Origin of the sequence: Kribbella sp. NPDC050470, assembly GCF_044458365.1 — a bacterium.
Lineage (GTDB): Bacteria > Actinomycetota > Actinomycetes > Propionibacteriales > Kribbellaceae > Kribbella.
This window is the reverse complement of sequence record NZ_JBITHV010000007.1, coordinates 158836-179536: the sequence shown is the minus strand read 5'-3', so window position 1 is coordinate 179536 and position 20701 is coordinate 158836. Positions and strand designations below refer to the sequence as shown.

The 20701-nt window shown below is 69.6% G+C and carries 22 protein-coding genes; 12 read left to right on the top strand and 10 right to left on the bottom strand.

What is annotated here, in order from left to right:
* Positions 1 to 126 precede the first annotated feature (126 nt).
* Complete coding sequence (locus ACIBGM_RS21870) at positions 127 to 486, bottom strand: YciI family protein (RefSeq protein WP_360534121.1); 360 nt, start codon at positions 484 to 486, stop codon at positions 127 to 129.
* 188 nt (positions 487 to 674) lie between these two features.
* Here ACIBGM_RS21870 and ACIBGM_RS21865 point away from each other — a divergent pair, with 188 nt between their 5' ends.
* The 5 genes from ACIBGM_RS21865 (at position 675) to ACIBGM_RS21845 (ending at position 3402) form a co-directional block, all read left to right on the top strand.
* A complete protein-coding gene (locus ACIBGM_RS21865) occupies positions 675 to 1313 on the top strand; it encodes a histidine phosphatase family protein (protein WP_360534118.1) in 639 nt (212 codons plus the stop codon).
* Positions 1314 to 1322: 9 nt separating this feature from the next.
* Positions 1323 to 1832 carry a hypothetical protein gene (locus ACIBGM_RS21860; protein WP_360534115.1) on the top strand — a complete coding sequence of 170 codons (510 nt, stop codon included), beginning with the start codon at positions 1323 to 1325 and terminating at the stop codon, positions 1830 to 1832.
* 67 nt (positions 1833 to 1899) lie between these two features.
* Complete coding sequence (locus ACIBGM_RS21855) at positions 1900 to 2109, top strand: (2Fe-2S)-binding protein (protein WP_360534112.1); 210 nt, start codon at positions 1900 to 1902, stop codon at positions 2107 to 2109.
* Positions 2096 to 2584: a bacterioferritin gene (gene bfr, locus ACIBGM_RS21850; RefSeq protein ID WP_396386583.1), complete on the top strand. Its 489-nt coding sequence runs from the start codon at positions 2096 to 2098 to the stop codon at positions 2582 to 2584. The genes ACIBGM_RS21855 and bfr overlap by 14 nt, the downstream gene beginning before the upstream one ends.
* A 56-nt stretch (positions 2585 to 2640) precedes the next feature.
* Entirely contained in the window at positions 2641 to 3402 is a 762-nt protein-coding gene (locus tag ACIBGM_RS21845) for a class I SAM-dependent methyltransferase (protein WP_360534106.1), read from the top strand.
* Positions 3403 to 3453: 51 nt separating this feature from the next.
* Here the strand turns inward: ACIBGM_RS21845 and msrA are convergent, their stop codons facing one another.
* Both msrA and ACIBGM_RS21835 read right to left on the bottom strand, forming a co-directional pair.
* Positions 3454 to 4098 (bottom strand): peptide-methionine (S)-S-oxide reductase MsrA, encoded by a 645-nt coding sequence (gene msrA / locus ACIBGM_RS21840; RefSeq protein WP_360534103.1) that lies wholly within the window; start codon positions 4096 to 4098, stop codon positions 3454 to 3456.
* Between the two features lie 419 nt (positions 4099 to 4517).
* Positions 4518 to 5957 (bottom strand): PLP-dependent aminotransferase family protein, encoded by a 1440-nt coding sequence (locus tag ACIBGM_RS21835; RefSeq protein WP_396386582.1) that lies wholly within the window; start codon positions 5955 to 5957, stop codon positions 4518 to 4520.
* Positions 5958 to 6019: 62 nt separating this feature from the next.
* Between ACIBGM_RS21835 and ACIBGM_RS21830 the strand changes: the two genes are divergently transcribed.
* On the top strand, positions 6020 to 6679 hold the full coding sequence (locus ACIBGM_RS21830; protein WP_360534097.1) for a hypothetical protein: 660 nt from the start codon (positions 6020 to 6022) through the stop codon (positions 6677 to 6679).
* Positions 6680 to 6756: 77 nt separating this feature from the next.
* On the opposite strand, the gene ACIBGM_RS21825 is transcribed toward ACIBGM_RS21830, so the two are convergent.
* Positions 6757 to 8916, bottom strand: a complete 2160-nt coding sequence (locus ACIBGM_RS21825) for an MMPL family transporter (RefSeq protein WP_396386581.1) — start codon at positions 8914 to 8916, stop codon at positions 6757 to 6759.
* A gap of 110 nt (positions 8917 to 9026) precedes the next feature.
* Here ACIBGM_RS21825 and ACIBGM_RS21820 point away from each other — a divergent pair, with 110 nt between their 5' ends.
* From ACIBGM_RS21820 to ACIBGM_RS21810, 3 genes are all read left to right on the top strand, one after another.
* Complete coding sequence (locus tag ACIBGM_RS21820) at positions 9027 to 9614, top strand: TetR/AcrR family transcriptional regulator (protein WP_360534091.1); 588 nt, start codon at positions 9027 to 9029, stop codon at positions 9612 to 9614.
* Positions 9615 to 9649: 35 nt separating this feature from the next.
* Positions 9650 to 9949, top strand: a complete 300-nt coding sequence (locus ACIBGM_RS21815) for a DUF1905 domain-containing protein (protein ID WP_360534088.1) — start codon at positions 9650 to 9652, stop codon at positions 9947 to 9949.
* 95 nt (positions 9950 to 10044) lie between these two features.
* Positions 10045 to 11274: an endonuclease/exonuclease/phosphatase family protein gene (locus ACIBGM_RS21810; RefSeq protein WP_396386580.1), complete on the top strand. Its 1230-nt coding sequence runs from the start codon at positions 10045 to 10047 to the stop codon at positions 11272 to 11274.
* A gap of 24 nt (positions 11275 to 11298) precedes the next feature.
* On the opposite strand, the gene ACIBGM_RS21805 is transcribed toward ACIBGM_RS21810, so the two are convergent.
* From ACIBGM_RS21805 to ACIBGM_RS21790, 4 genes are all read right to left on the bottom strand, one after another.
* Positions 11299 to 11679, bottom strand: coding sequence for an ArsR/SmtB family transcription factor (locus ACIBGM_RS21805; RefSeq protein ID WP_396386579.1), 381 nt, complete (start codon positions 11677 to 11679; stop codon positions 11299 to 11301).
* Positions 11669 to 12100 (bottom strand): SRPBCC domain-containing protein, encoded by a 432-nt coding sequence (locus tag ACIBGM_RS21800; protein WP_396386578.1) that lies wholly within the window; start codon positions 12098 to 12100, stop codon positions 11669 to 11671. The genes ACIBGM_RS21805 and ACIBGM_RS21800 overlap by 11 nt, the downstream gene beginning before the upstream one ends.
* A gap of 739 nt (positions 12101 to 12839) precedes the next feature.
* Positions 12840 to 14306, bottom strand: coding sequence for a hypothetical protein (locus ACIBGM_RS21795; RefSeq protein WP_360534076.1), 1467 nt, complete (start codon positions 14304 to 14306; stop codon positions 12840 to 12842).
* Between the two features lie 8 nt (positions 14307 to 14314).
* A complete protein-coding gene (locus ACIBGM_RS21790) occupies positions 14315 to 14896 on the bottom strand; it encodes a hypothetical protein (protein ID WP_360534073.1) in 582 nt (193 codons plus the stop codon).
* A 172-nt stretch (positions 14897 to 15068) separates the two neighbouring features.
* Between ACIBGM_RS21790 and ACIBGM_RS21785 the strand changes: the two genes are divergently transcribed.
* Genes ACIBGM_RS21785 through ACIBGM_RS21775 form a run of 3 tightly spaced genes read left to right on the top strand, consistent with a single transcriptional unit; the run spans position 15069 to position 18876 of the window.
* Entirely contained in the window at positions 15069 to 16223 is a 1155-nt protein-coding gene (locus ACIBGM_RS21785; RefSeq protein ID WP_360534070.1) for a cystathionine gamma-synthase, read from the top strand.
* A gap of 3 nt (positions 16224 to 16226) precedes the next feature.
* Positions 16227 to 17588: a glutamate mutase L gene (locus ACIBGM_RS21780; RefSeq protein WP_360534067.1), complete on the top strand. Its 1362-nt coding sequence runs from the start codon at positions 16227 to 16229 to the stop codon at positions 17586 to 17588.
* A 31-nt stretch (positions 17589 to 17619) separates the two neighbouring features.
* The gene (locus tag ACIBGM_RS21775) at positions 17620 to 18876 is read left to right on the top strand and encodes an AI-2E family transporter (RefSeq protein ID WP_360534064.1); all 1257 of its coding nucleotides are present in this window, start codon (positions 17620 to 17622) and stop codon (positions 18874 to 18876) included.
* 60 nt (positions 18877 to 18936) lie between these two features.
* Here ACIBGM_RS21775 and ACIBGM_RS21770 read toward each other — a convergent pair whose 3' ends face one another.
* The gene (locus ACIBGM_RS21770) at positions 18937 to 20088 is read right to left on the bottom strand and encodes a hypothetical protein (RefSeq protein WP_360534061.1); all 1152 of its coding nucleotides are present in this window, start codon (positions 20086 to 20088) and stop codon (positions 18937 to 18939) included.
* Between the two features lie 8 nt (positions 20089 to 20096).
* Complete coding sequence (locus tag ACIBGM_RS21765; RefSeq protein WP_360534058.1) at positions 20097 to 20678, bottom strand: hypothetical protein; 582 nt, start codon at positions 20676 to 20678, stop codon at positions 20097 to 20099.
* Positions 20679 to 20701 lie beyond the last annotated feature (23 nt).

Here is a 20701-nt window from a genome sequence, read left to right as displayed (position 1 = left end):
GGAGCACCTGCCCTGCTGGGACGACGACGCCGAACCCAACGCCAACATGCCCGACCAAGACCCCGACTGGTGGCGATCCCTTCACGCCCGCGTCGAGCAGGCCGCCCGGGCAGCCACCAGTTGAGTTCAGCTTGGTGTGCCCCAGTCGGTCCGGCGGAACGGGAAGAACTCGCGGACGTCCTGGGCGCAACGGCAGGCGACCGCGACCTTTGCGGCCCACTCCAACGCGTCGTCGAGGGTGGGTACGTCGATGACGAAGACGCCGCCGATGAGCTCCTTGCTCTCCGGGTACGGTCCGTCGGTGATCATCCCGTCGATGTCCACGCGCGCGTGCTTCTGGCGGTAGTCCACCCCACCGGTGAAGACGAACACACCAGCGTCCTTGGCTGCCTGAACCACCGCATGCGCCTCCTCGGCCACCTGCGGGAGTTCCTCCTCCGTGACGTCCATCGCTCCGTCTTCGAACGAGATCAAGTACTGCGTCATCCCACCACTCCTTGTCCGGGCAGCCTCCGCCGGCCACCCTCACCCCCACAACGATCCCCCGACCCCAGATCCGACAACTCCCCGCAGAAATTCTCCCGGCGACCTCCGCCGCCACGCTACCGCGGTCTCGAACCGGGGGAGAACGGCCGGCGTCCACCACACGATGGACGAATCGGACGGAGCATCGAATGACCGGCTCAGCCACCCGCTACCTCTACCTCGCCCGACACGCCGAGGCCCTGCCGGACGGGAGCGGCTTGACCGAGCGCGGCCGTCGCCAGGCGGTCCTCCTCGGCCAGCGACTACAAGATGTCTCCTTCTCCACCATCCATCACGGCCCGCTTCCACGAGCAGCCCAGACAGCACGCTTGGTCCACGACCAACTGCATACGGCAGCCCGCTTGGAGGTCTCAGAGGCTGCCGGAGACTACGTCCCCCACGTGCCGACGAAGGACGAGCTACCAGCGGACTCGGCTGACTATCTGCTCAGCTTCGTCCACCAGTCCACAGCCGAAGAACTCGAACGCGGACCCGAGCTAGGCCGCTTGGCACTAGAGCGCTTCACGGGGCCGGTGGACAGCAAGAACGAACAGCACGAACTGCTGGTGACCCACAACTTCCTGATTGCCTGGCTCGTCCGGCACGCCATGGACGCGCCCGAGTGGCGCTGGCTCACCCTCACGCACTGCAACGCCGCCCTGACCGTCCTCCGCTACACGCCTGGCCGCCCGTCCTCAATCCTCACGTACAACGACATGCGACACCTGCCCCCCGATTGCCACTTCCTGCAAGGATTTGCGGCTTCCCAGTGGTGCAGGTCTTCGTAGGATCGCGGTATGGCCGATCCCGAGCGTGTGACCCGGTCGGCGTTGGCCGGGCATATCAAGCCGATCTCGCGGCCCCGGCGGCTGCCGATTCTGCCGCGCAGGGTCTGGTCGGACGAGGATTGGCAGCGGATCCAGCTCGGCTACGCGTCCCAGGACATGGATGAGAAGTGGAACGTCTTCGCCGAGGGTGACGTCGTGTTCGTGCACCGGAGCTGGACTGGCCTGTGCGTCTATGAAGCGACCTTCAGGCCGGTAGGCGGTGGCTGGCAGATCTCCAAGGCGGTGGTGCCGCGAAAGCGTTCCGGTGCGATCAGGCGACTGCTGTCCGGGCGCTCCCGCGGTGACAACGAGTTCAAGTGCGTGATGCTGGAGTTGGTCCTCAGCGCGATCGTCCTCGGCGAACCGGCCCAAGAGCTCCGAGCGAAACTCGTGAAGCTGATGCGAGCGCGATCGCGTGAAGCGAACCTTTCCGCGGGACTCATCGAACACAGCCTCCTCGGCCTCCGCTCGGCCACCTAGCGGCCGAAGGTGTCTCGTGTTGAGACGGCTGTGCGTGAGTGCGGGGCGGTTAGGGTAGCCTCACCTCATGATCGTCTGCCACTGCGAGGTCGTCAGCGACCGCGACGTCCGCGAGAGTATCGACCGCGGCGCGCGTACGGTCGCGCAGGTGTGCGGGGCGACCGGGGCAGGGCGGAACTGTGGCGGCTGTGTCTTCTCGGTGAAGCGGTTGTTGTGCGAGCATGGGAGGTCGGTCTCGTCAGCCCCGTTCACGGAGGTGGCAGGTGCAACCGGTTAGCCCACGGGTCGTCGTACTGCTCAATGAGGCACTGACGCTCGAGTTGACGGTCATCAACGGGTACTTCCTGGAAGCCAGGATGCTCGAGAACTGGGGATTCAGCCGGCTGGGCAAGGTCTTCTACGACCTGTCCATCGACGAGATGAAGGACGCGGACGCGCTGATCAACCGCATCCTGCTCTTCGACGGTCACCCGAACCTGCAGAAGCTCGGCGCCGTCACCGTCGGTGAGGACGCCCAGGAGATGCTCCGGCTGGGGCTCGAGAGTGAGCATGCCGCGGTGGCGCAGTTCAACGCGTCCGCGAAGGAGTGCCACGACCTCGGCGACCACGGCACGGCCGCCGTCTTCGAGGAGATGGTCCGCGACGAGGAGAAGCACGTCGACTGGTTCGAGTCCCAGCTCGACGCGATCGAACGCGTCGGCGTCCAGCAGTACCTCGCCCAGCAGATCGACCCGGGCCGGTCTCCCGACTGAACGTCCCGTCCCGGTAATGATGAGCGCCGGGACGTGGAAGGTGCCAGGATGCGGGCATGGTTGTGCGCGCACTGAGCTTCGGGACGGTAGCGGAGGCGTACGAGCGGTTCCGGCCTGGGTATCCCAAGGAACTTTTCGATCTGGTGCTGGCGTACGCCGGTGGGCCGATCCGGACCGCCCTCGAGGTCGGCGCAGGGACAGGCAAGGCAACGCGGCTGTTCGCGCAGGGAGGGATCGCGGTCACGGCGACAGACCCTGATGCGGCCATGCTTGCGGAGCTGCGCAAACACCTCCCTGCGACCGTCACCACCGTGCAATCCGCGTTCGAGGACCTGCCGCTGGATTCGTCGTACGAGCTGGTGTACTCGGCCGCCGCGCTCCATTGGACGAATCCTGAAGGCCGCTGGGACCGCATGGCCGCACTCGTCCGACCGGGCGGTGTGTTCGCTTCGTTCGGTGCACCGATCCAGCTGGCCGACCCGGCCCTCAAGGAGGCCGTACGCGCGGCCCGTGCGCCGTACCTCGAGGACGACGGCGTCCCGTCGCCCGACGGCACACCCGCGGATCGCCCGATGCAGTGGCCCGGCACGGAGCTCCAGCAGTCCGAATGGTTCACCGATGTTCGGCAGTCGGTGATCGACAGGCGCCTGACGATGAGTGCCGACGACTACATCGGGCAACTCTCGACGGTCTCGGCGTACGTGATGCTTCAGCCCGCCGACCGAGACCAGGTCTTCCACCGAATCCTCCAGGTCCTCCCCGAAACTGTGGAACTCAACGCCGAGATCCACGCCCACCTCGCCCGCCGCTGCTACTAGCACATGAGTCGCGGGCCCCACCAATGGTGGGGCCCTCGCTTGTCAGAAGACTCAGGCGTCAGCCGGGAACGGGACGCCGGTGTTGCTGTGGCACCGGTAGCCGTTCGGCACCTTGTGCAAGTACTGCTGGTGGTAGGCCTCGGCGTAGTAGAAGGTGGTGGCGGGGGCGATCTCGGTGGTGATGTCGCCGTAGCCGAGGGGCTTGATGACCGGGGCGTAGAGGTCACGGGTGCGCTCGGCCTCGGCGCGCTGGGCGTCGGTGGTGTAGTAGATGGCCGAGCGGTACTGGGAGCCCAGGTCGTTGCCCTGGCGCATGCCCTGGGTCGGGTCGTGGGTCTCCCAGAAGACCTTCAGCAGGTCGGTGAAGGTGGTCTTGGTGGGGTCGTAGACGATCCGGACCGCCTCGGTGTGGCCGGTGCCGCCGGTGCAGACCTCCTCGTACGACGGGTTGGGCGTGTACCCACCCGCGTAGCCGACCGCGGTCGTGTAGACCCCGGGCTGCTGCCAGAAGATCTCCTCGGTGCCCCAGAAACACCCGGTGCCGAACCAGACCTCCTCGAACCCCTCGGGTGCGGCGGCGGTCTGCGGCGTACCGAGAACAATGTTCTCGTCCGGCACGGCGAATCCGGGCGAAGGCCGGCCCGGCAGTGCGGCCTCGGGCTCGACCAGAGCAGTGTTGCGCTTGAAGAACGACATCTCACGCCTCTCGCAGAATGACTCTCATAGTCTCCCAACGCCCCCTCTCAGGCGAACCTTCCCCCGACGCATTACGGGAAGCGAACGTGGTGCGCTTCGACAGGAGGTGTCGGGCGACCGAGCCGGATCTGAGGTGTGGGTCGGCGGGTGGTAGCGGGCAGTGGGCGTATACGTCCTGTCGATCTGTACCCGGACGGCCTGCGGGTCGAGTGGGTTCAGGCGGTTCGGCGGGTGGGGGAGGTGGTGCTGGGTAGGCCACGCCCACTCTGCTCATGAGGTCGGCGGCGCGGCGGCCCGCGCTGCAGGCCCCACGGCTCACCGGGGCCATCGGAACTGATCGGGTCACCGTCTGACCCCTGAGGCAGTTGCAGCAGGCGCGTGAACGCGACGTCGGAGCGGGCGGAGCAGGGCGCGTGGGGTCAGGCGATCATGGCGGCGGGTTGGCGGGTGGGGGAGGTGGTGGTGAGGCTGGCGTAGGAGGCGGCCAGGTGGCGGACGCCGTTGTGGAGGGACTCGGGGTCCAACGTGAACGGGAGGCGGATGAAGGACTCCAGACCGCCGTCCGGGGAGAAGCGAGACCCAGCGACCAGCAGTACGCCGTTCCGTTGCGCCACCCCCACCAGCGACGAGCCGACCGGCTCCGGCAGCTCGCACCACAGTGACAACCCGCCCGCCGGCACCTGGAAGCGCCACGACGGCAAGTACGACGTCAACGCCGCAGCCAGGGCGTCCCGGCGAAGCGCGATGTCGGCCCGGCGTTCGGGCAGGATCGTCGACCGCTGTCGCAGCAACTCCGCGACGACCAGCTGGTCCAGCACCGGAGCACCCAGATCCATCGACGCCTTGGCGTCCAGCACCCGCGCGATCAGCGCCTCCGGCACCCGCATCCACCCGATCCGCAGGCCGCCCCAGAACGACTTGCTCACCGACCCGACCGTGATCACGCCGACCGGGTCGTACGACGCGAACGGCGGCGGCACCTCTTGTCCGTCCAAGGAAAGCTCGAACAGCGTCTCGTCCACGATCGCCGTCGTCCGGGCCCGCGCGAACGCGGTCGCCAGCCGCTGCCGGTCGGCCGCGGACATCGACCACCCGGTGGGGTTCTGGAAGTCGACCACCATCCACGCGGCCCGCGGCGCAGTCTGACGAATCGTCGCCTCCAGCAAGGGCAGGTCCCAGCCGCCGGGACTCATCGGCACCGCCACCACCCGGCACCCGCTGCGCCGGATCGCGTCGACGGAGTTCGGGTGCGTCGGGCTCTCGGTCAGCACTCGGTCGCCGATCTGGGTGATCGCGCGGACCGCGATCGAGGTCGCCGCCAGCGCGCCGCCGGTGATGATGATCTGGTCGGTCGTGGTCGGCAGCCCGCGTTCCTCGTACGCCGCCGCGATCTCCGCCCGCAGCTCCGGCAACCCCTGCGGGTGATACCCCGGCGTCGCCAGGTGTGCCGGCAGATCCGCGGCCGCCGACGCCACCGCCGTACTGATCCCCGGTACGGCGCTGGGCGCAGCGCACGTGAAGTCGTAGAGCCCGTCCGTGTCGATCCCCGGAGCGTGGTGCCGGCCGAGCTCCGGCTCGACCCGGGACGGGAGAGCGGTCACGCTGCCCGAGCCGCGGCGCGAGAGCAGGTAGCCACTGTCGCGCAGCTCGCGGTACGCCGACGCGACCGTCGTACGGCTGACGCCCAGCGCCTCCGTCAGCTCACGCTCGCTCGGCAGCCGGGACCCGGGCATGATCCGCCCGTCCGCGATCAGCAGCCGGAGCCGCTCGGCCAGCAGCCGGTACGCCGGACCGGACCCGTCGGCCCACGCATCGAGCAGGCCGGAGAGGGTGCTGGCCGGGAGATATTGCCCCTTCATGCAGTCCACTATTGCGCAATTGGCTATCGAACACCAGGCCAGTTGCTCGCAAACTGAAGAACGTGACCGCCACTTCCGATGCCCCGCCACGCCAGCTCGCCGCGCTGAACCCGATCCAGCAGCTGAAGGCAGGCCACCTTCCCCGCCGTCTGGTCCAGCTGTACGTCGGCCTGACGCTGTACGGCTTCTCGATGGGCCTGATGATCCAGGGCAACCTCGGACTCGACCCGTGGGACGTGCTGCACTCGGGCATCACCAAACACCTGCCGCTCAGCTTCGGCGCCGTCGTGATCGCGATGAGCTTCGTGGTCCTGCTGGCCTGGATCCCGCTGCGGCAGTGGCCGGGGCTCGGCACGATCAGCAACGCGATCGTGATCGGCCTGGTCACCGACCTGACGCTGGCCACGGTCGACCGCCCGGACGAGCTCTGGGTCAAGATCGTGTTCATGCTCGCGGGCGTCGTGGTCAACGCGCTCGCAGGCGCGCTCTACATCGGCGCCCAGTTCGGTCCCGGTCCGCGCGACGGCCTGATGACCGGCCTGGTACGGCGTACCGGCCTCAGCGTCCGCCTGGTCCGGACCACGATCGAGGTGTCCGTGCTCGCGGTCGGCTTCCTGCTTGGCGGCGTGGTCGGCGTCGGCACCGTGGTCTACGCGCTGTCGATCGGCCCGCTGGTCCACTTCCTGCTGCCGATCTTCACCGTCCGGCTCAAGACCCCCTGAGACACCAGCGTGCCCCGGACCCATCGAGTCCGGGGCACGCCGCCGCAGGACCCCTCAGCCTGCGAAACCAGAGGGGATCAGCCGATCGGCTCCAGCTCCCGATCCTGCACGGCGTCGGCGTGCGGCTTGATCCGCCGCGGCCACCAGGCCTTGTGGCCGAGCAGCGCGGTGACGCTCGGGACCAGGAAGATCGACATCAGGAACGCCGAGATCACGATGCCGGCCGCGACCGAGAAGCCCATCTCGGTGAGCAGTGCCATCCCGGCCAGCATCAGCGACGAGAACGTGCCGGCCAGGATCAGCCCGGCCGCCGCCACCGACGGGCCACCATGCTCGATCGCCAGGTCCGCGGCCTCCCGTGGCTCAGTGCCCTGCTCTGCTTCCTCCCGCAATCGCGCGATCATCAGGATGTTGTAGTCGGTGCCGATGGCAACGACGAACAGGTACAGCATGATCGGGAGCGAGAACGTCACGCCCGCGTGCCCGGCCGCGCCCTGGAACACCAGCACCGTCGCGCCGATCGAGCTGAAGAAGCTCAGCACCACCGCGATCATCAGCACCAGCGGCGCTAGCAACGACCGCAGCAGCAGCGCCAGGATGATCGCGATCAGCCCGCCGGCGAACGGGAAGATCACTGAGAGGTCCCGGCTGTTCGCGTCCCGGATGTCGGTGTAGCTCGCGGTGACCCCGCCGAGCAAGGTCGTCGTACCGTCCGGCGCCTCGGCGTGCGCGACGTCGCGGAGCTTCCCGTCGACCAGGTCGAGCGACGACCTCGCGTACGGCGGATCACTCAGCACAACGTTGATCTGGGCAACCGTCTTGTCCGGGTTGAGCAGCGCCAGGCTGCCGTCCGCGCCGGCCGGGAGCACGGCCCCGACACCTTCCACCTTGGCGAGCTTCCCGGCGTACGTCGTGAGCTCGGCCGGGTCGAGCGGCGTACCGTCGGTGCTGCGCACGTAGACCGTGGTCGGGTTGAGCGCGCCGGCCGGGAAGCCGGCCTGCAGGTCCTTGATCGCGCGGGCGGACTCGGTGCCGTCGGGCAGCTGGCTGAACGCGTCGTAGTCGACCTTCATCCCCAGCGCGCCGAGCGCGAGCGCGACCATCAGGCCGCCGGACACTGTGGCCACGACGGCCGGGCGGCGGGCGGTGAACCGGCCGAACCGCTTGAACATCGCGCCCTTCGGCGTCTTCTGCCACGACTTCGACGGCCAGAACACCTTCGGGCCGAGCAGCGACACCACCGCCGGGATCAGTGTGATCGCGGCGAACGCCATCACCGCCACCGCGATGGCCAGCCCTGGGCCGAGGCTCTTGAACCCGCCGAAGACGGCCAGCAGGAGGGCGCTGAACGCGACGATGATCGCGCCCGCCGCCGAAACGATCACCTCGGCGACGCGGGCGGTCGCGTTGACCAGGGCCTCCTTCGACGGCTCGCCGGCGCGGAGGCGCTCGCGGTAGCGGAACAGCAGGAACAGGATGTAGTCCGTCCCGACGCCGTACAGCACGACGGTGAGGATGGTCTGCAGGTCCTGCGTCACCTGCAGGTCGAAGGCCTTCGCGGCGAGCGCGATCAGGCCGGGCGCGATCGAGGCGACCAGGCCGACCGTGAGGATCGGCAGGAACGCGGCGACCGGGCTGCGGTAGATGAGCAGCAGCAGGCCGATGATCAGGACCACGGTCGCGATGCCGACCACCACGAACGCGTTCTCGAAGGCGTCCTGGTTGTCGAGGAACAACGCCGCGTCGCCGGTCACGCCGTACTCGAGATCGCTGCCGGTCAGCGTGGACCCGGTCACGTCGCGGACCTTCTGGACCGCGTCCAGCACGGCCTGGTCGTCGGGCAGGCCCTTGAGGCCGACGCTGACGATCTGGACCTGCTTGTTCGGCGAGACCGCCTGCGGGCCGGTGATCGCGCCGGTGACGCGGTCGATCTTCGCCGCGGAGATCTTCGTCGCGAGCTCGGTGACCTTGGCCTGGTCGGTCGCGGTCAGCTCACCGCCGGCGCCGCGCTTGACCACGATGCTCGCGGTCGCGTCGTTGGTCTGCCCGAACGCGTCGGCGGCCAGCTTCTGCGCCTGCACCGACTCGTACTTGTCAGGCAGGAAGGCCGCCTGGTCCTTGTTCGTCACGTCGGCGAGCGTCGGCGCGAAGGCGACCACGGCCACGGCCGCGATCACCCAGGCGGCGATCACCTTCCACGGGTTGTGGACGACGAATCGTCCGAGTTTGGTGAACACCCCGAACCCCTCCTGAGGGTCTGTCTACCTGCCGGTCGGTTGGTAGACTACCTGCCGGTCGGTAGGTGCGTGAAGCTGCCCGGCCCGAGGATCAGTGAGAGGGTGGTCACGTGCAGCACGCGACGAATCCCCGCGAGCGGGTGCGGGACACCAAGACCGAGATCCACCAGGCGGCGGTGCAGCTGTTCTCGACCCAGGGATACGAGAAGACGAGCCTGCGCGAGATCGCCGAGCAGGTCGGCATCACCAAGGCGTCGCTGTACTACCACTACTCGTCGAAGCAGGAGCTGCTCCGGGCGATCGTCGGGACGTTTCTGGACGACATCTCGCGGGTGCTGAGCCTGGTCGAGGAGGTGCCGTGGTCACCCGAGTCCGAGCGCGAGCTGCTCGGCGCGTACGTCGACGTCGTGATCGCGCACCGCTCGACCGGACCCACGCTGCTGCGGGACATCGCCGCCGTACTGGCCGCGTTCGGGGACGACCTGGACAAGCTGATCGCGCAGAGCCGGCGCTTCCAGCTGTGGCTGGCCGGTCCGGACCCGACCCCCGCCGACCGCCTCCGCGCCGCCGCCGCGGTCGAGACCGTCGGCGCCGCCATGTCCGTCGAGCTCGACCTCGGCGTCACCGACGCCGAGATCCGCGCCGTCCTCATCGACGCCGCCACCGCGATCCTGGCCCGCCGCGGGACGCCCGCGTAGTCCACCTTGTCGGTGGCCGGCGCTACGGTCGGCCGGTGAGCAGCTTCCAGTTCTCGGCGCCGTTGTGGCAGTACCCGGGGGAGAGCGGCTGGCACTTCATCTCCGTGCCGCCGGAGATCAGCGACGACATCGCCCACCTGACGGCTGCGAGCCGGCACGGCTTCGGCTCGGTCCGCGTGATCGCGACCATCGGCTCGACCACCTGGCAGACGTCGGTCTTCCCGGACAGCAAGTCCGGGACGTACCTCCTGCCGGTCAAGAAGCCCGTGCGCATCGCCGAGCACCTCAGCCCCGGCGCCGACGTCGAAACCCGGTTGAAGCTGGCCGAGTTGTAGCCGCCGGGCGCTCAGGAGAGTTCACTTGGCGTTCAGATGGGGTGGACGCTGCGGTGGTTAGCGTTTGGGGCATTCGGTCTGAGTGGAGGGGTGTCATGCGGAGGACGCGCAGATTGCTGGTCGCGCTTGGAGTGCTTCTAGGTGCCGGTACGGCGGGGGTGGTGCCGGCGGATGCCGGCGGCGGACACGAGTCGGTGCGGTTCGCGACGTACAACGCGAGCCTGAACCGGGCTGCGGCCGGCCAACTGGTCGCTGATCTCAGCACCCCGAACAACGCGCAGGCGAAGGCTGTCGCCGAGGTGATCCAGCGGACCCGGCCCGACGTACTGCTGATCAACGAGTTCGACTTCGTGCCGAACCAGCAGGCGGCCAACCTGTTCCGGACCAACTACCTGGAGATCGGGCAGACCGGCGCGCAGCCGATCCGGTACCCGTACGTGTACGTCGCGCCGTCGAACACCGGGATCCCGAGCGGGTTCGACCTGAACAACGACGGCCAGATCGCGGGCGGCGACGACGCGTTCGGGTTCGGTGCGTTCGAGGGCCAGTTCGGCATGGTCGTGTACTCGCGCTACCCGATCGACACCCGGCACGTGCGGACGTTCCAGCTGTTCAAGTGGAAGGACATGCCGAGCGCGCTGCTGCCGGACGACCCGGCGACGACGGCGCCGGCCGACTGGTACTCGCCCGCGGAGCTCGACGTCTTCCGGCTGTCCAGCAAGTCGCACTGGGACCTGCCGATCAAGATCGGAAACCGCACCGTGCACTTCCTCGTCTCGCACCCGACGCCGCCGACCTTCGACGGCGCCGAGGACCGCAACGGCCGGCGGAACCACGACGAGATCCGGTTCTGGGCCGACTACGTGCAGCCCGGCAAGCGGTCGTCGTACATCTACGACGACAAGGGCCGGTACGGCGGGCTGCGGCCGGGGAGCGCGTTCGTCATCGCGGGCGACCAGAACAGCGACCCGGTCGACGGCGACTCGGTGCCGGGTTCGATCCAGCAGCTGATCGAGCACCCGCGGATCATCGACCCGCTGCCGTCCTCGGCCGGCGCGGCGGAGGCCGCCGTACTGCAGGGTGGGGCGAACCTGACGCACAACGGCGACCCGAAGTACGACACCGCCGACTTCAACGACAACCCGGCGCCGGGGAACCTGCGGGCGGACTACGTGCTGCCGTCGCGGCAGTTGCGGCCGGTGGGCGCGGGCGTGTTCTGGCCGGTGCAGGCGGATCCGCTGTTCCGGCTGACCGGGGTCTTCCCGTTCCCGACCAGCGACCACCGGCTGGTCTGGGTCGACGTACGTACTCCGGGTCGGCACTGAGGACCCAGGCCGGGTCGACCTGGGTCAGCGCTCCAGGTGATCCTTCAGTGCGTCGAGGCGGGAGTCCCAGTCGCGGGCCATCGCGGCCAGGAACTGCTGGGCGACCTGCATCGGCGCCGAGTGCAGGCGGAACCGCACCCGCCTGCGCTCACCGTGCTCTGCGATCACCAGGCCGGCGTCGGACAGCAACGTCAGATGCTTGGCGATCGCCTGCCGGGTGATCGGCAGGCGATTCGCCAGATCCGTGGCCGTCGCCGGCCCATCCGAGGCCAGCGCGGCCAGGATGCTGCGCCGGCTCGGGTCGCCCAGCGCCACGAACACCTGCTCGGCCACCCCCTCCATGTCGGCTCGGCTCAGGCCGCCGGCTGGAGGGGTCGGCTCGGGGTGCTGACTGTCAGGCTGCATCGAGGTATTCGATCAGCTCGTCGATCTCGGACGTCCACCCCTGGGTGTTCGCCTCGAACGCCTTGCGGTACTCATCCTCCGGGAGCTGCGCGAACCCGGTCTCGACGACGGTGAGCCGGGTGCCGGCGCCGACGGGCTCGAGCGTGAACTCGACATACGTACGGCGCGGGTCCTCCGCCGGCAGCCCGTAGATGTGCCAGGTGAAACCGAACGTCGTCGGCTCCTCGACCCGCTCGATCCGCATCTCGGCCTGATCACCACTGGTCCACGACATCCGCGCCGACCCACCCGGCCGCAGGTCGATCGTCGCCTGCTGCCCGAACCACGTCCCCAGCCCCTCAGCCGTAGTCAGCGCCGCCCACACCTTCGCCGGCGGATGCCCAATCTCCACAGTCCGCTCAATCCGATCCGGAAACCCCATCACAACCTCCAATAGCAACCACTAGGTTGCTACAAACTTATAGCAACCCCCCGGTTGCGTCAACCCCTACACTCCAATCCCACCCCAACCTTGCCCCAACCCCACCCCACCCCGGCCCGCCTCGGCGCCGCCGCTGCCGAGGGCGGTGATGCGCATGGCGTGACAGTCCCCGCGAAGCGGAGAGTGCGCCCGACTGCCCGCGCCCAGAGGTGGGTGCCTCCAACCGCATGCGCGCAGGCACGGGCACTGAGGTTGCCCACCGAGCTCGGGGGTTGCCCACCGAGAATTTCAGGGGGCAACCCCCGAGGCGAGTGGATATCCCCCGAACTGGGAGCGAGTTGGCAGCGGGGAGCGGAGCCGGCCGCGGGTGGCAACGGCTTGCGCGAAGGGTCCCCGAGGTTGCCCGCTGACTTCGGGGGTTGCCCATTGGGAATTTCAGGGGGCAACCCCCGAGCGGAGTGGATATCCCCCCGGCGGGGGCGAACTTGCAGCGGGAGTCGGCACGGGGCTGGCCGCGGGGCGGCAGCGGGGTGGCAGCGGAGGTGGGCCGGCGGGGCGGGCCGTGGGTTGGCTGCAGTGTCGGCTGCGGGGTGGCAGTGGGGGTGGGCCGTGGGGCGGGCCGTGGGTTGGCTGCAGGGGCGGCCGCGGGTGGGAGGGAGTGGCTGCAGGGGTTGGCCACGGAGTGGCGGTGGGGTGTGCCGGCGGCGTTGGGGTGGCCGCGGGGGGTGGGGCGGTGGGGTCAGCGTTCTTGGGTGGGGTTGCGGGGGGAGTGGCCTTGGGTGCGGTGGTGTTCTTGGCCGGCGGGGCGTTCGCCGGTGCCGGAGGACTGTTCTTCGGTGGTCAGTCTTGGTTCGGGTCGGCCGGAGAAGGCTACGTGGGCGGCCAGGCTTACGTCGCCCTTGAGGTCGGCTTGGTTCTGGGGGGATGCGCCGGAGGTCTGGAACTCGGCGGGGGCCTGCCAGTTCTGGTTTGCCGCGGCGGCCTCTTCCTGGGTGGGCGCTTGCTGCGAGGGGGCGGGCTGCTGCTGTTCGCTCGGCTCGGAGAGGTTGCGCACCAGTTGGGTGGGTGGGCCTTGCTCCGGGTCGTGCTGCAGTCCGTCGGTTGCCAGCTGTGGGTCGGCCTGCTGGGCTGCGGGTTGCTGGAGCGGGACGGGTTGGTTGATGCCGTTCCCGAAGCCCCTGTCGACCCACGCTCCTCGCCGGCTAGGAGTCTGCCCGTCAACCCCCTGCCCCGAAGCCACCACCTGCTGCCCCTGAGGCTGCTGGGCCTGCGGCTGTTGCGCCTGCGGCTGCTGGGCCTGCGGCTGCTGGGCCTGCGGCTGCGCCTGGGGTTGTTGGGCTTGGGGCTGCTGGGCCTGCGGCTGCTGGGCCTGGGGCTGTTGTGCCTGCGGCTGCTGGGCTTGGGGTTGCTGGGCCTGCGGCTGTTGGGCCTGGGGTTGTTGCGCCTGCGGTTGCTGGGCTTGGGGTTGCTGGGCCTGGGGCTGTTGGGCGCCGTGTTGTTGGGTGTGGGCGGCTTGGTTGGCTAGTTGGGTTTGTAGGGACTGGATGGCGACCTGCATTTGCAGGGATTCCAGTTGGAGGCGGGTTTGTTCGTGTTGGAGGCGGGCGAGCTCGACCTGTTGCTGCGCCTGCTGCAGCGGGTCGAGGTCAGGTTGTTGTTGCTGCTGCTGCTGTTGCTGCTGCGCGCCGGGCGGAGCTGTGCCGGGGATGCCCTCGGGGCGGATGACTTCTCGGATGCGGTCCGTCGCCATGTCGGCCAGGTCCGCGGCGGTGAAGCGGCGCTGGCCGGCGTGCTGGCGGACGTTGGCGTCCATGTTCTTGACGTCCTTCGCCGCCTGCGTGAGAGCGCCCTTCAGCGCCTTCGTCCCGCGGCGCCGGTCGAACCAGCGCGAGATCCGGTTCCTCCGCCCCGGACCCGCAGCCTGGATGCGGTCGGAGATGGTCTGCTGGATCGCCGCAGACCGGTCCTGCCCCCGCTGGCCGCCGAACGAAGCCGCATAGTGGCTCTCGACCAGCTCCTGCAACTGCGACTGCGTCAGCCGCGCGCGCCCGATCTGCTCACGGAGCGCAGGGTTCGTCCGAGCGGCCGTGTTGGCGGCCAGCGCGAGCCCGGCCTTCATCTGCTTGGTGCCGCGCCGGGTGTCGCGCCAGCGGGAGATGTTGTTCGACGTACGACGGAGCCGGGACTCGGGGGCAGGCGTGGTCATCGGCTCTCCTAGTCGATGTAGACCGCGTAGTTGACCCCGACAGACGTCGTCAGCGGGTCCTTGCTGGGCTTGTTGCTGTACAGATGCAGCTGCGCCCCCGGCCGCAACCACACCGCCAGGTGCCGCCGGCCGCTCCCCGCGCCGGGCTCCCACTCGTCCGCGAACGTCGGGCTGTCGTCGGAGCCGACGTAGTCCGGCGGTCCCCAGTGCCGGGTCGCGAGCGCGAGGTGCTCCGGCCAGTGCGCGTCCAGACCGGACTCGGCCGCCGCGATGTCGTCCGGGCCGATCTCGTACCCCGACCAGCCGCTGTCCGGGCAGTCGGAGAAGACCAGGCCGTCGAACACGATCATCGTCGTACCCCGAGGTGTGGTGAAGCCCCACGAGACCATCTCGTCGGCGATCACCTCGCCCGGCTGCAGCGGCCACGGCTGCCAGGGTGTGTGCCTCATCACGCGGTTCACGAGCGCGCGGACGACCTGCGGGCCGGAGTCGTCGTTGTCCGGACCGGCGATGACGGTCCAGTCCCGAATCTCGGCGAGGTCCGCCATCGCCAGGTCGTCCTGGTCGAGCGGCCTGGCTTGTGTCTTCATCCGGCGCGGTCGTCCTTCCCGTTCCACGTGTTGACCAGGGCAATCACTGACCGCAACGGTAGAGCCCGGCACGGGTCAGTCGCCAGCGGGTTCGACGCGGCTGTGGACAACCTGGATCCATCGCTTGGACGGCGGGCGCGAGCATTACCAGACCAGGCCGTACGCTGGTCCGGTGAACACGAAACACCACTACGGCTTCGAGACGCTCGCCATCCACGCCGGGAACGAGCCCGACCCCACCACCGGTGCGGTGGTTCCGCCGATCTACGCGACCAGCACCTACAAGCAGGACGGCGTCGGCGGGCTGCGCAACGGCTACGAGTACTCCCGGTCGGCGAACCCGACCCGGACCGCGCTCGAGGAGTGTCTGGCCGCGATCGAGGGCGGCAACCGCGGGTTCGCGTTCGCCAGCGGCCTCGCCGCCGAGGACACCCTGATCCGCTCGCTCTGCGTGCCGGGTGACCACGTGGTGTTCCCCGACGACGCGTACGGCGGCACGTTCCGCCTGTTCGCCCGCGTCCTCGGCACCTGGGGTGTCGAGATGACGCCGGCCGCGGTCACCCACCCGGAGGCGATCCGCGCCGCGATCCGCCCGGGCAAGACCAAGGTCGTCTGGCTGGAGACCCCGACCAACCCGCTGCTGAACGTCGCCGACATCGCCATCGTGGCGCAGATCGCGCACGACGCGGGCGCGCTGCTGGTCGTCGACAACACGTTCGCCTCGCCGTACCTGCAGCAGCCGCTGGAGCTCGGCGCGGACGTGGTCGTGCACTCGACCACGAAGTACATGGGCGGCCACTCCGACGTCGTCGGCGGCGCGCTGATCGTCCGCGACACCGACCTCGCCGACAAGATCGCCTTCCACCAGAACGCGATCGGCGCGGTCGCCGGCCCGTTCGACTCCTGGCTGGTGCTGCGCGGGATCAAGACCCTCGGTGTCCGGATGGACCGGCACAGCGACAACGCCGAGCGTGTCGTCGAGTTCCTGCAGCGGCACCAGTCCGTCACCCAGGTGCTGTACCCGGGGATCGACGGCCACCCTGGTCACGAAACCGCCGCCAAGCAGATGAAGCGGTACGGCGGCATCGTGTCGTTCCGCGTCTCCGGCGGCGAGCAGCAAGCGATCGACATCTGCAACAAGGCGGAGGTCTTCACGCTGGGCGAGTCGCTCGGCGGCGTGGAGTCGCTGATCGAGCACCCGGGCAAGATGACGCACGCCTCGGTCGCCGGTACGCCGCTCGAGGTGCCGGCCGACCTGATCCGGCTGAGCGTCGGCATCGAGACGATCGACGACCTCCTCCAGGACCTCGACCGCGCGATGTCCTGATCGATGGGCCTTCTGGTCGCGGTCGACTTCGGGTCGACGTACACGAAGGCGATCGCGGTGGACTCCGGCTCGGGTGACCTGGTCGCCCGAGCCGAGCACCGCACCACGATCGGCACCGACGTGATGGACGGCTGGCACGCCTGCCGGGCCGTGCTCGAGGACGTCGATCGTGGGGTCGCCAAGGCTGAGGTGCTGGCCTGCTCCAGCGCCGGCGGCGGTCTCCGGATCGGTGTCGTGGGCAACGAGGAGCTCGTCACCGCGGAGGCCGGCCGCCGGGTCGCGCTGTCCAGCGGCGGGCGAGTGGTTGCCGTGGTCAACGGTGGGCTCACCGCGATGTCGCTCAAGGCGTTGCGCAAGGACCGGCCGGACGTCGTACTGCTGCTGGGCGGTACGGACGGCGGCAACTCGGCCGTCCTGCTGAAGGCGGCCGAGACGCTGGCGAAGTACCGCTGGCGCCGACCGGTCGTTGTCGCCGGCAACGTCGACGCCCAGCCGGAGGTCGCCGGGATCCTCGCCGACGTGCCGCACGTCCTGGCGGACAACGTGGTGCCGGAGATCGGCGTGTTCGCGCCGGACGGGGCGCGAGCGGCGATCCGGGAGATGTTCCTGAAGCACGTGATCGGCGGCAAGAACCTCTCCAAGGACCCGGGTTTCGCGCGGATGGTCCGTGCCGCCACGCCCGACGTCGTACTGCGGGGAGTCGAAGTGCTGGCCGGGTTGCACGGCGACGTGGCGGTCGTGGACATCGGCGGCGCGACCACCGACGTGCACTCGGTGATCGAGCTCGACCCGGAGGACGCGAACCTCGGACGCGAGGTGGTCGCGACGCACCCGGTCACGCGCACCGTCGAGGGCGACCTCGGCATGCGCTGGAGCGCGGTCCCGGTGGTGGCCGCCGGCGTCGAAGCCGGCCTCGTCCAGGACGACGGCCTCCGGGCCGCCGCGATCCGCCGGCACGACGACCCGTCGTACCTGCCGGACTCCCGGACCGAGACGTCGTACGACGAGACACTCGCGCGGATCGCGGCCACGGTCGCGATCAGGCGGCACGCGGGCCGGCAGCGGATCGTGTTCGGGCCGGGCGGACGGGTGATCGAGCGGTCCGGGAAGGACCTGCGCGAGGTGGACCTGCTGGTCGGATCCGGGGGAGTACTGCGGCACAACGGCCCGGAGGTGGCCGAGCGGATCCTCGGCTCCGTGGCGGTGAACGCGCAGGCGGAGGGCTGGCTGGTCCCGGAGCGCGCGGCGATCGCCGTCGACCAGGACTACGTGCTGGCCGGCGTCGGCCTCCTCGCCGACCTCGAACCCCAGGCCGCCAAGGGCCTGGCAGCCCGCATTCATGGAACGGTCCGCACCGGGCACTAGTCTCAGCAGCACGGCGAGCTGCGGAGGTGTGATGAGCGAGGCGGGGCGGGACGACGAGACCGGCGTACCTCAGGCCGAGGTTCCTGAGTTGGGCAGTGACAAGCCGAGTCCGGTGGCGGACAACGACGTGCTGGAGTCGGCGAGCACGGAGGATCACCTAGTGGCCTCGTCGAGTGGCGGGCGGGTGGACACCGGGGTGACGCCGGCGATGCAGATCGCCTCTGCATGGTCCTGGCGGTTCCTGGTGATCGTGGCCGCGGTGCTCGTGGTCGGGTACGGGATGCGCTACCTGTCCGAGGTGGTGGTTCCGGTCACGGTCGGCGTGCTGCTCACCGCGCTACTGGTGCCGGTGACGGACGGCCTGCAGCGGTTGAGGATCCCGCGCGGCCCGTCGGCCGGAATCACCGTGCTCGCCACCATCATCGTGGTGGCCGGTCTGCTCACCTTGGTCGGCACGCAGATCGCCAGCCAGTTCGAGAGCCTGTCGACGCAGGTCGGCGAAGGTGTGCAGAAGCTGCGTGACCTGCTCCGGATCAACTTCGGCCTCGACGACCAGGACATCACCAGCGCGTTCAACACGGTCCGGGACGAGATCACCTCCGGTGGCGCGCTCGGCCAGCGCGCGGCCGAGGTCGGGACCACCGCGACGCATGTGTTCGCGGGCCTGTTCATCGCGCTGTTCTGCCTGTTCTTCTTCCTCTACCAGGGCGACCAGATCTGGGCCTGGCTGATCCGGCTGTTCCCGCGGCAGGCGCGGCAGAAGGCCGACTCGTCCGGCCGGAAGGCGTGGGTGTCGCTGACCGCGTTCGTCCGGGCCACCGTCGTCGTCGCGGCCGCCGACGCGATCGGGATCTCGCTGGGCGCGGCGATCCTCGGCCTGCCGCTGGTCAGCGCGATCGGGATCCTGGTCTTCGTCGGCGCGTTCATCCCGGTGGTCGGCGCGCTGATCAGCGGCAGCGTCGCCGTCCTGGTCGCGTTGGTTGCCAAGGGCCCGATCGTCGCGATCATCATGCTCGCGGTGGTGATCGGCGTCCAGCAGCTGGAGGCGCACGTGCTGCAGCCGTTCCTGCTCGGCCGCGCGGTCGCCGTGCACCCGCTGGCCATCATCCTGGCGATCGCGACCGGTGTCGTCGTCGCCGGGATCGTCGGCGCGCTGATCGCCGTACCGACGGCCGCGGTCCTCAATGCTGTCGTCAACCACCTGGCCGGCAACGACGTCGACCCCGAACCACCCCGCCGCCAGCTACCCCGGCGCAGACAGCCGTCCCCCGAAGTGGTCGACGGCTAGCCCCAGGTACGACGAAGCGCCGCCGGGGAAGCCCCAGCGGCGCTGTCGTGAGACCCAGAGTCAGCGGCCCTGGCCTTGGCCGCCGCGCTCCACCTTCGTGTTGAGTCCCTTGCCCTGCGCGGTCGCAGCCTCCCCTTGCTCCGCAGTCGCGCCGGTCGTCTTGGCGGCTTCTGCTGCCACCACGGCGCGGCTGGCAGACGCCTGGGATCCGTCCTGCCCCAGTGCCTTCTGCTCCAGTCCCATCTGCACCTCGGCGGCCTTCGGCAGCGTCGACTCGGGTGAGGTAACGCCGTTGGCGGCCTCGGTCGCGGCCTCGTTGACCTGCCGCGGCGGGATGCCGAGCCGGGTCAGGGCGTAGTCCACCCGCGGGTCCGTCCGAGCGTGGTCGTAGAACTTCTTCGCACCCTCCATGGCGTTCCGGCCCAACTGCGCCAGCCGCGACGGAGCGTTCCGTACGGCGTCAGTCGTCGCCTGGACGGCCGCCTTGCCCCACCGGCTGGCAGCGTTGGCTGCCTGCGCGACTCCCTGCCGCAACTGCGGTGTCGCGGCAACGACCACGCCGGCCGCCAGCGCAGCGGTCGCGGCGGCGTTTCCTGGGTTCGCAGCCACGGAGTCGGCGTACTGACCGGCCCACGCGCCGACGGACTGAGCGGCGTTGGACACCGGGTCCGCAATGTTGTGCCAGGTCTCGACCGTCCAGCCGGACACCGCGCTGGCTGCGCTCTGGGCGCCTGCGACCGCTGAGTCCCACAGTTGCCCGGCCTCGCGCGAGACGTCCTGGCCGAACTGCTGGGCGCCTGCGACCGCCGAGTCCCACATCTGCCCGGCCTCCCGCGAGACGTCCTGGCCGAACGCCTGCAGCCCCTCCTTCGCGGCGGTGTACTGCTCGCTGGCGTACTGCCCGAACGCAACGGCCTGGTCGCCCGTCCAGCGGCCGACATCGCCGATCACGGACTGACCCTGGTCCGAGGCGATCGCGGCTGCTCCGGCGGCAGTTGCGACGTACGGCGCCGCCCGGCGCGCGCGGCCGCTCTGCTGCGCTGCGAGCTGCTGCTGCAGGCTTTCCAGCCGCGCCTGCTGCTCCGCAAACACCGCACGATAGTGCTCCGCGAAGTCCACGAACACGTCGGCCTGCTCCGCCGAGATTCCCCGCTGGGCAAGCGCCGCGCGCATGGCATCCGCCGACCCGGGACCTTCGGATGGGTTGGTCACATTCGCTCCTAGTCGAGGTAGACCGTGTAGTTGATGCCGACGGACGGCGACAGCGGGTCCGCGGCGGGCAGGTCGCTGTAGATGTGGAACTGCGCGCCGACCCGCGGCCAGACCGCCAGGTGGCGCTTGTCGAAGCCCGCACCCGGCCAGTACTCGTCGAGGAAGTTCGGGTTGCGGTAGTCGCTGGCGTAGACCGGCGGTCCCCACTTCTCGACCGCCAGGGCGAACGCCGCCGGCCAGTTCTCGTCGAGGCCGGCCTCGGCCTGCGGGATGTCCTCCGGCTGCAGGTCGTACGCCGACCAGCCGCTGTCCCGCACGTCCGCGAGCACCAGGCCGTTGAACACGATCATCGTGATGCCGCGCTGGGTCTCGAAGCCCCACGACTGCAGCTTCTCGAACCCTTCGCTCGGGCCCTCGTCCGGCCAGGGCTTCCAGCCGGTCGCGGTGGTCACCCGGTGCACCAGGGCCTTGACGACCTCGTACCCGGTCTCACCGGTGTCCGGACCGGCGATCTTGGTCCAGTCGGCGATCTCGGCGAGATCCGCCATCGCGGCCGCGTCGTCCTCGAGCGGCCTGTCCTTGATCTTCATCGCAGGGTGCGTCCCCTTCGTCG

What these genes read in the sequence shown, in the direction of transcription:
- ACIBGM_RS21860 (WP_360534115.1), top strand. Translation starts at nt 1,323, where the DNA reads ATGGCCGATCCCGAGCGTGTGACCCGGTCGGCGTTGGCCGGGCATATC.
- ACIBGM_RS21855 (WP_360534112.1), top strand. Translation starts at nt 1,900, where the DNA reads ATGATCGTCTGCCACTGCGAGGTCGTCAGCGACCGCGACGTCCGCGAG.
- ACIBGM_RS21810 (WP_396386580.1), top strand. Translation starts at nt 10,045, where the DNA reads ATGCGGAGGACGCGCAGATTGCTGGTCGCGCTTGGAGTGCTTCTAGGT.
- ACIBGM_RS21765 (WP_360534058.1), bottom strand. Translation starts at nt 20,678, where the DNA reads ATGAAGATCAAGGACAGGCCGCTCGAGGACGACGCGGCCGCGATGGCG.
- ACIBGM_RS21775 (WP_360534064.1), top strand. Translation starts at nt 17,620, where the DNA reads ATGAGCGAGGCGGGGCGGGACGACGAGACCGGCGTACCTCAGGCCGAG.
- ACIBGM_RS21790 (WP_360534073.1), bottom strand. Translation starts at nt 14,896, where the DNA reads ATGAAGACACAAGCCAGGCCGCTCGACCAGGACGACCTGGCGATGGCG.
- ACIBGM_RS21800 (WP_396386578.1), bottom strand. Translation starts at nt 12,100, where the DNA reads ATGGGGTTTCCGGATCGGATTGAGCGGACTGTGGAGATTGGGCATCCG.
- ACIBGM_RS21805 (WP_396386579.1), bottom strand. Translation starts at nt 11,679, where the DNA reads ATGCAGCCTGACAGTCAGCACCCCGAGCCGACCCCTCCAGCCGGCGGC.
- ACIBGM_RS21870 (WP_360534121.1), bottom strand. Translation starts at nt 486, where the DNA reads ATGACGCAGTACTTGATCTCGTTCGAAGACGGAGCGATGGACGTCACG.
- ACIBGM_RS21835 (WP_396386582.1), bottom strand. Translation starts at nt 5,957, where the DNA reads ATGAAGGGGCAATATCTCCCGGCCAGCACCCTCTCCGGCCTGCTCGAT.
- ACIBGM_RS21780 (WP_360534067.1), top strand. Translation starts at nt 16,227, where the DNA reads ATGGGCCTTCTGGTCGCGGTCGACTTCGGGTCGACGTACACGAAGGCG.
- ACIBGM_RS21865 (WP_360534118.1), top strand. Translation starts at nt 675, where the DNA reads ATGACCGGCTCAGCCACCCGCTACCTCTACCTCGCCCGACACGCCGAG.
- ACIBGM_RS21795 (WP_360534076.1), bottom strand. Translation starts at nt 14,306, where the DNA reads ATGACCACGCCTGCCCCCGAGTCCCGGCTCCGTCGTACGTCGAACAAC.
- msrA (WP_360534103.1), bottom strand. Translation starts at nt 4,098, where the DNA reads ATGTCGTTCTTCAAGCGCAACACTGCTCTGGTCGAGCCCGAGGCCGCA.
- ACIBGM_RS21845 (WP_360534106.1), top strand. Translation starts at nt 2,641, where the DNA reads ATGGTTGTGCGCGCACTGAGCTTCGGGACGGTAGCGGAGGCGTACGAG.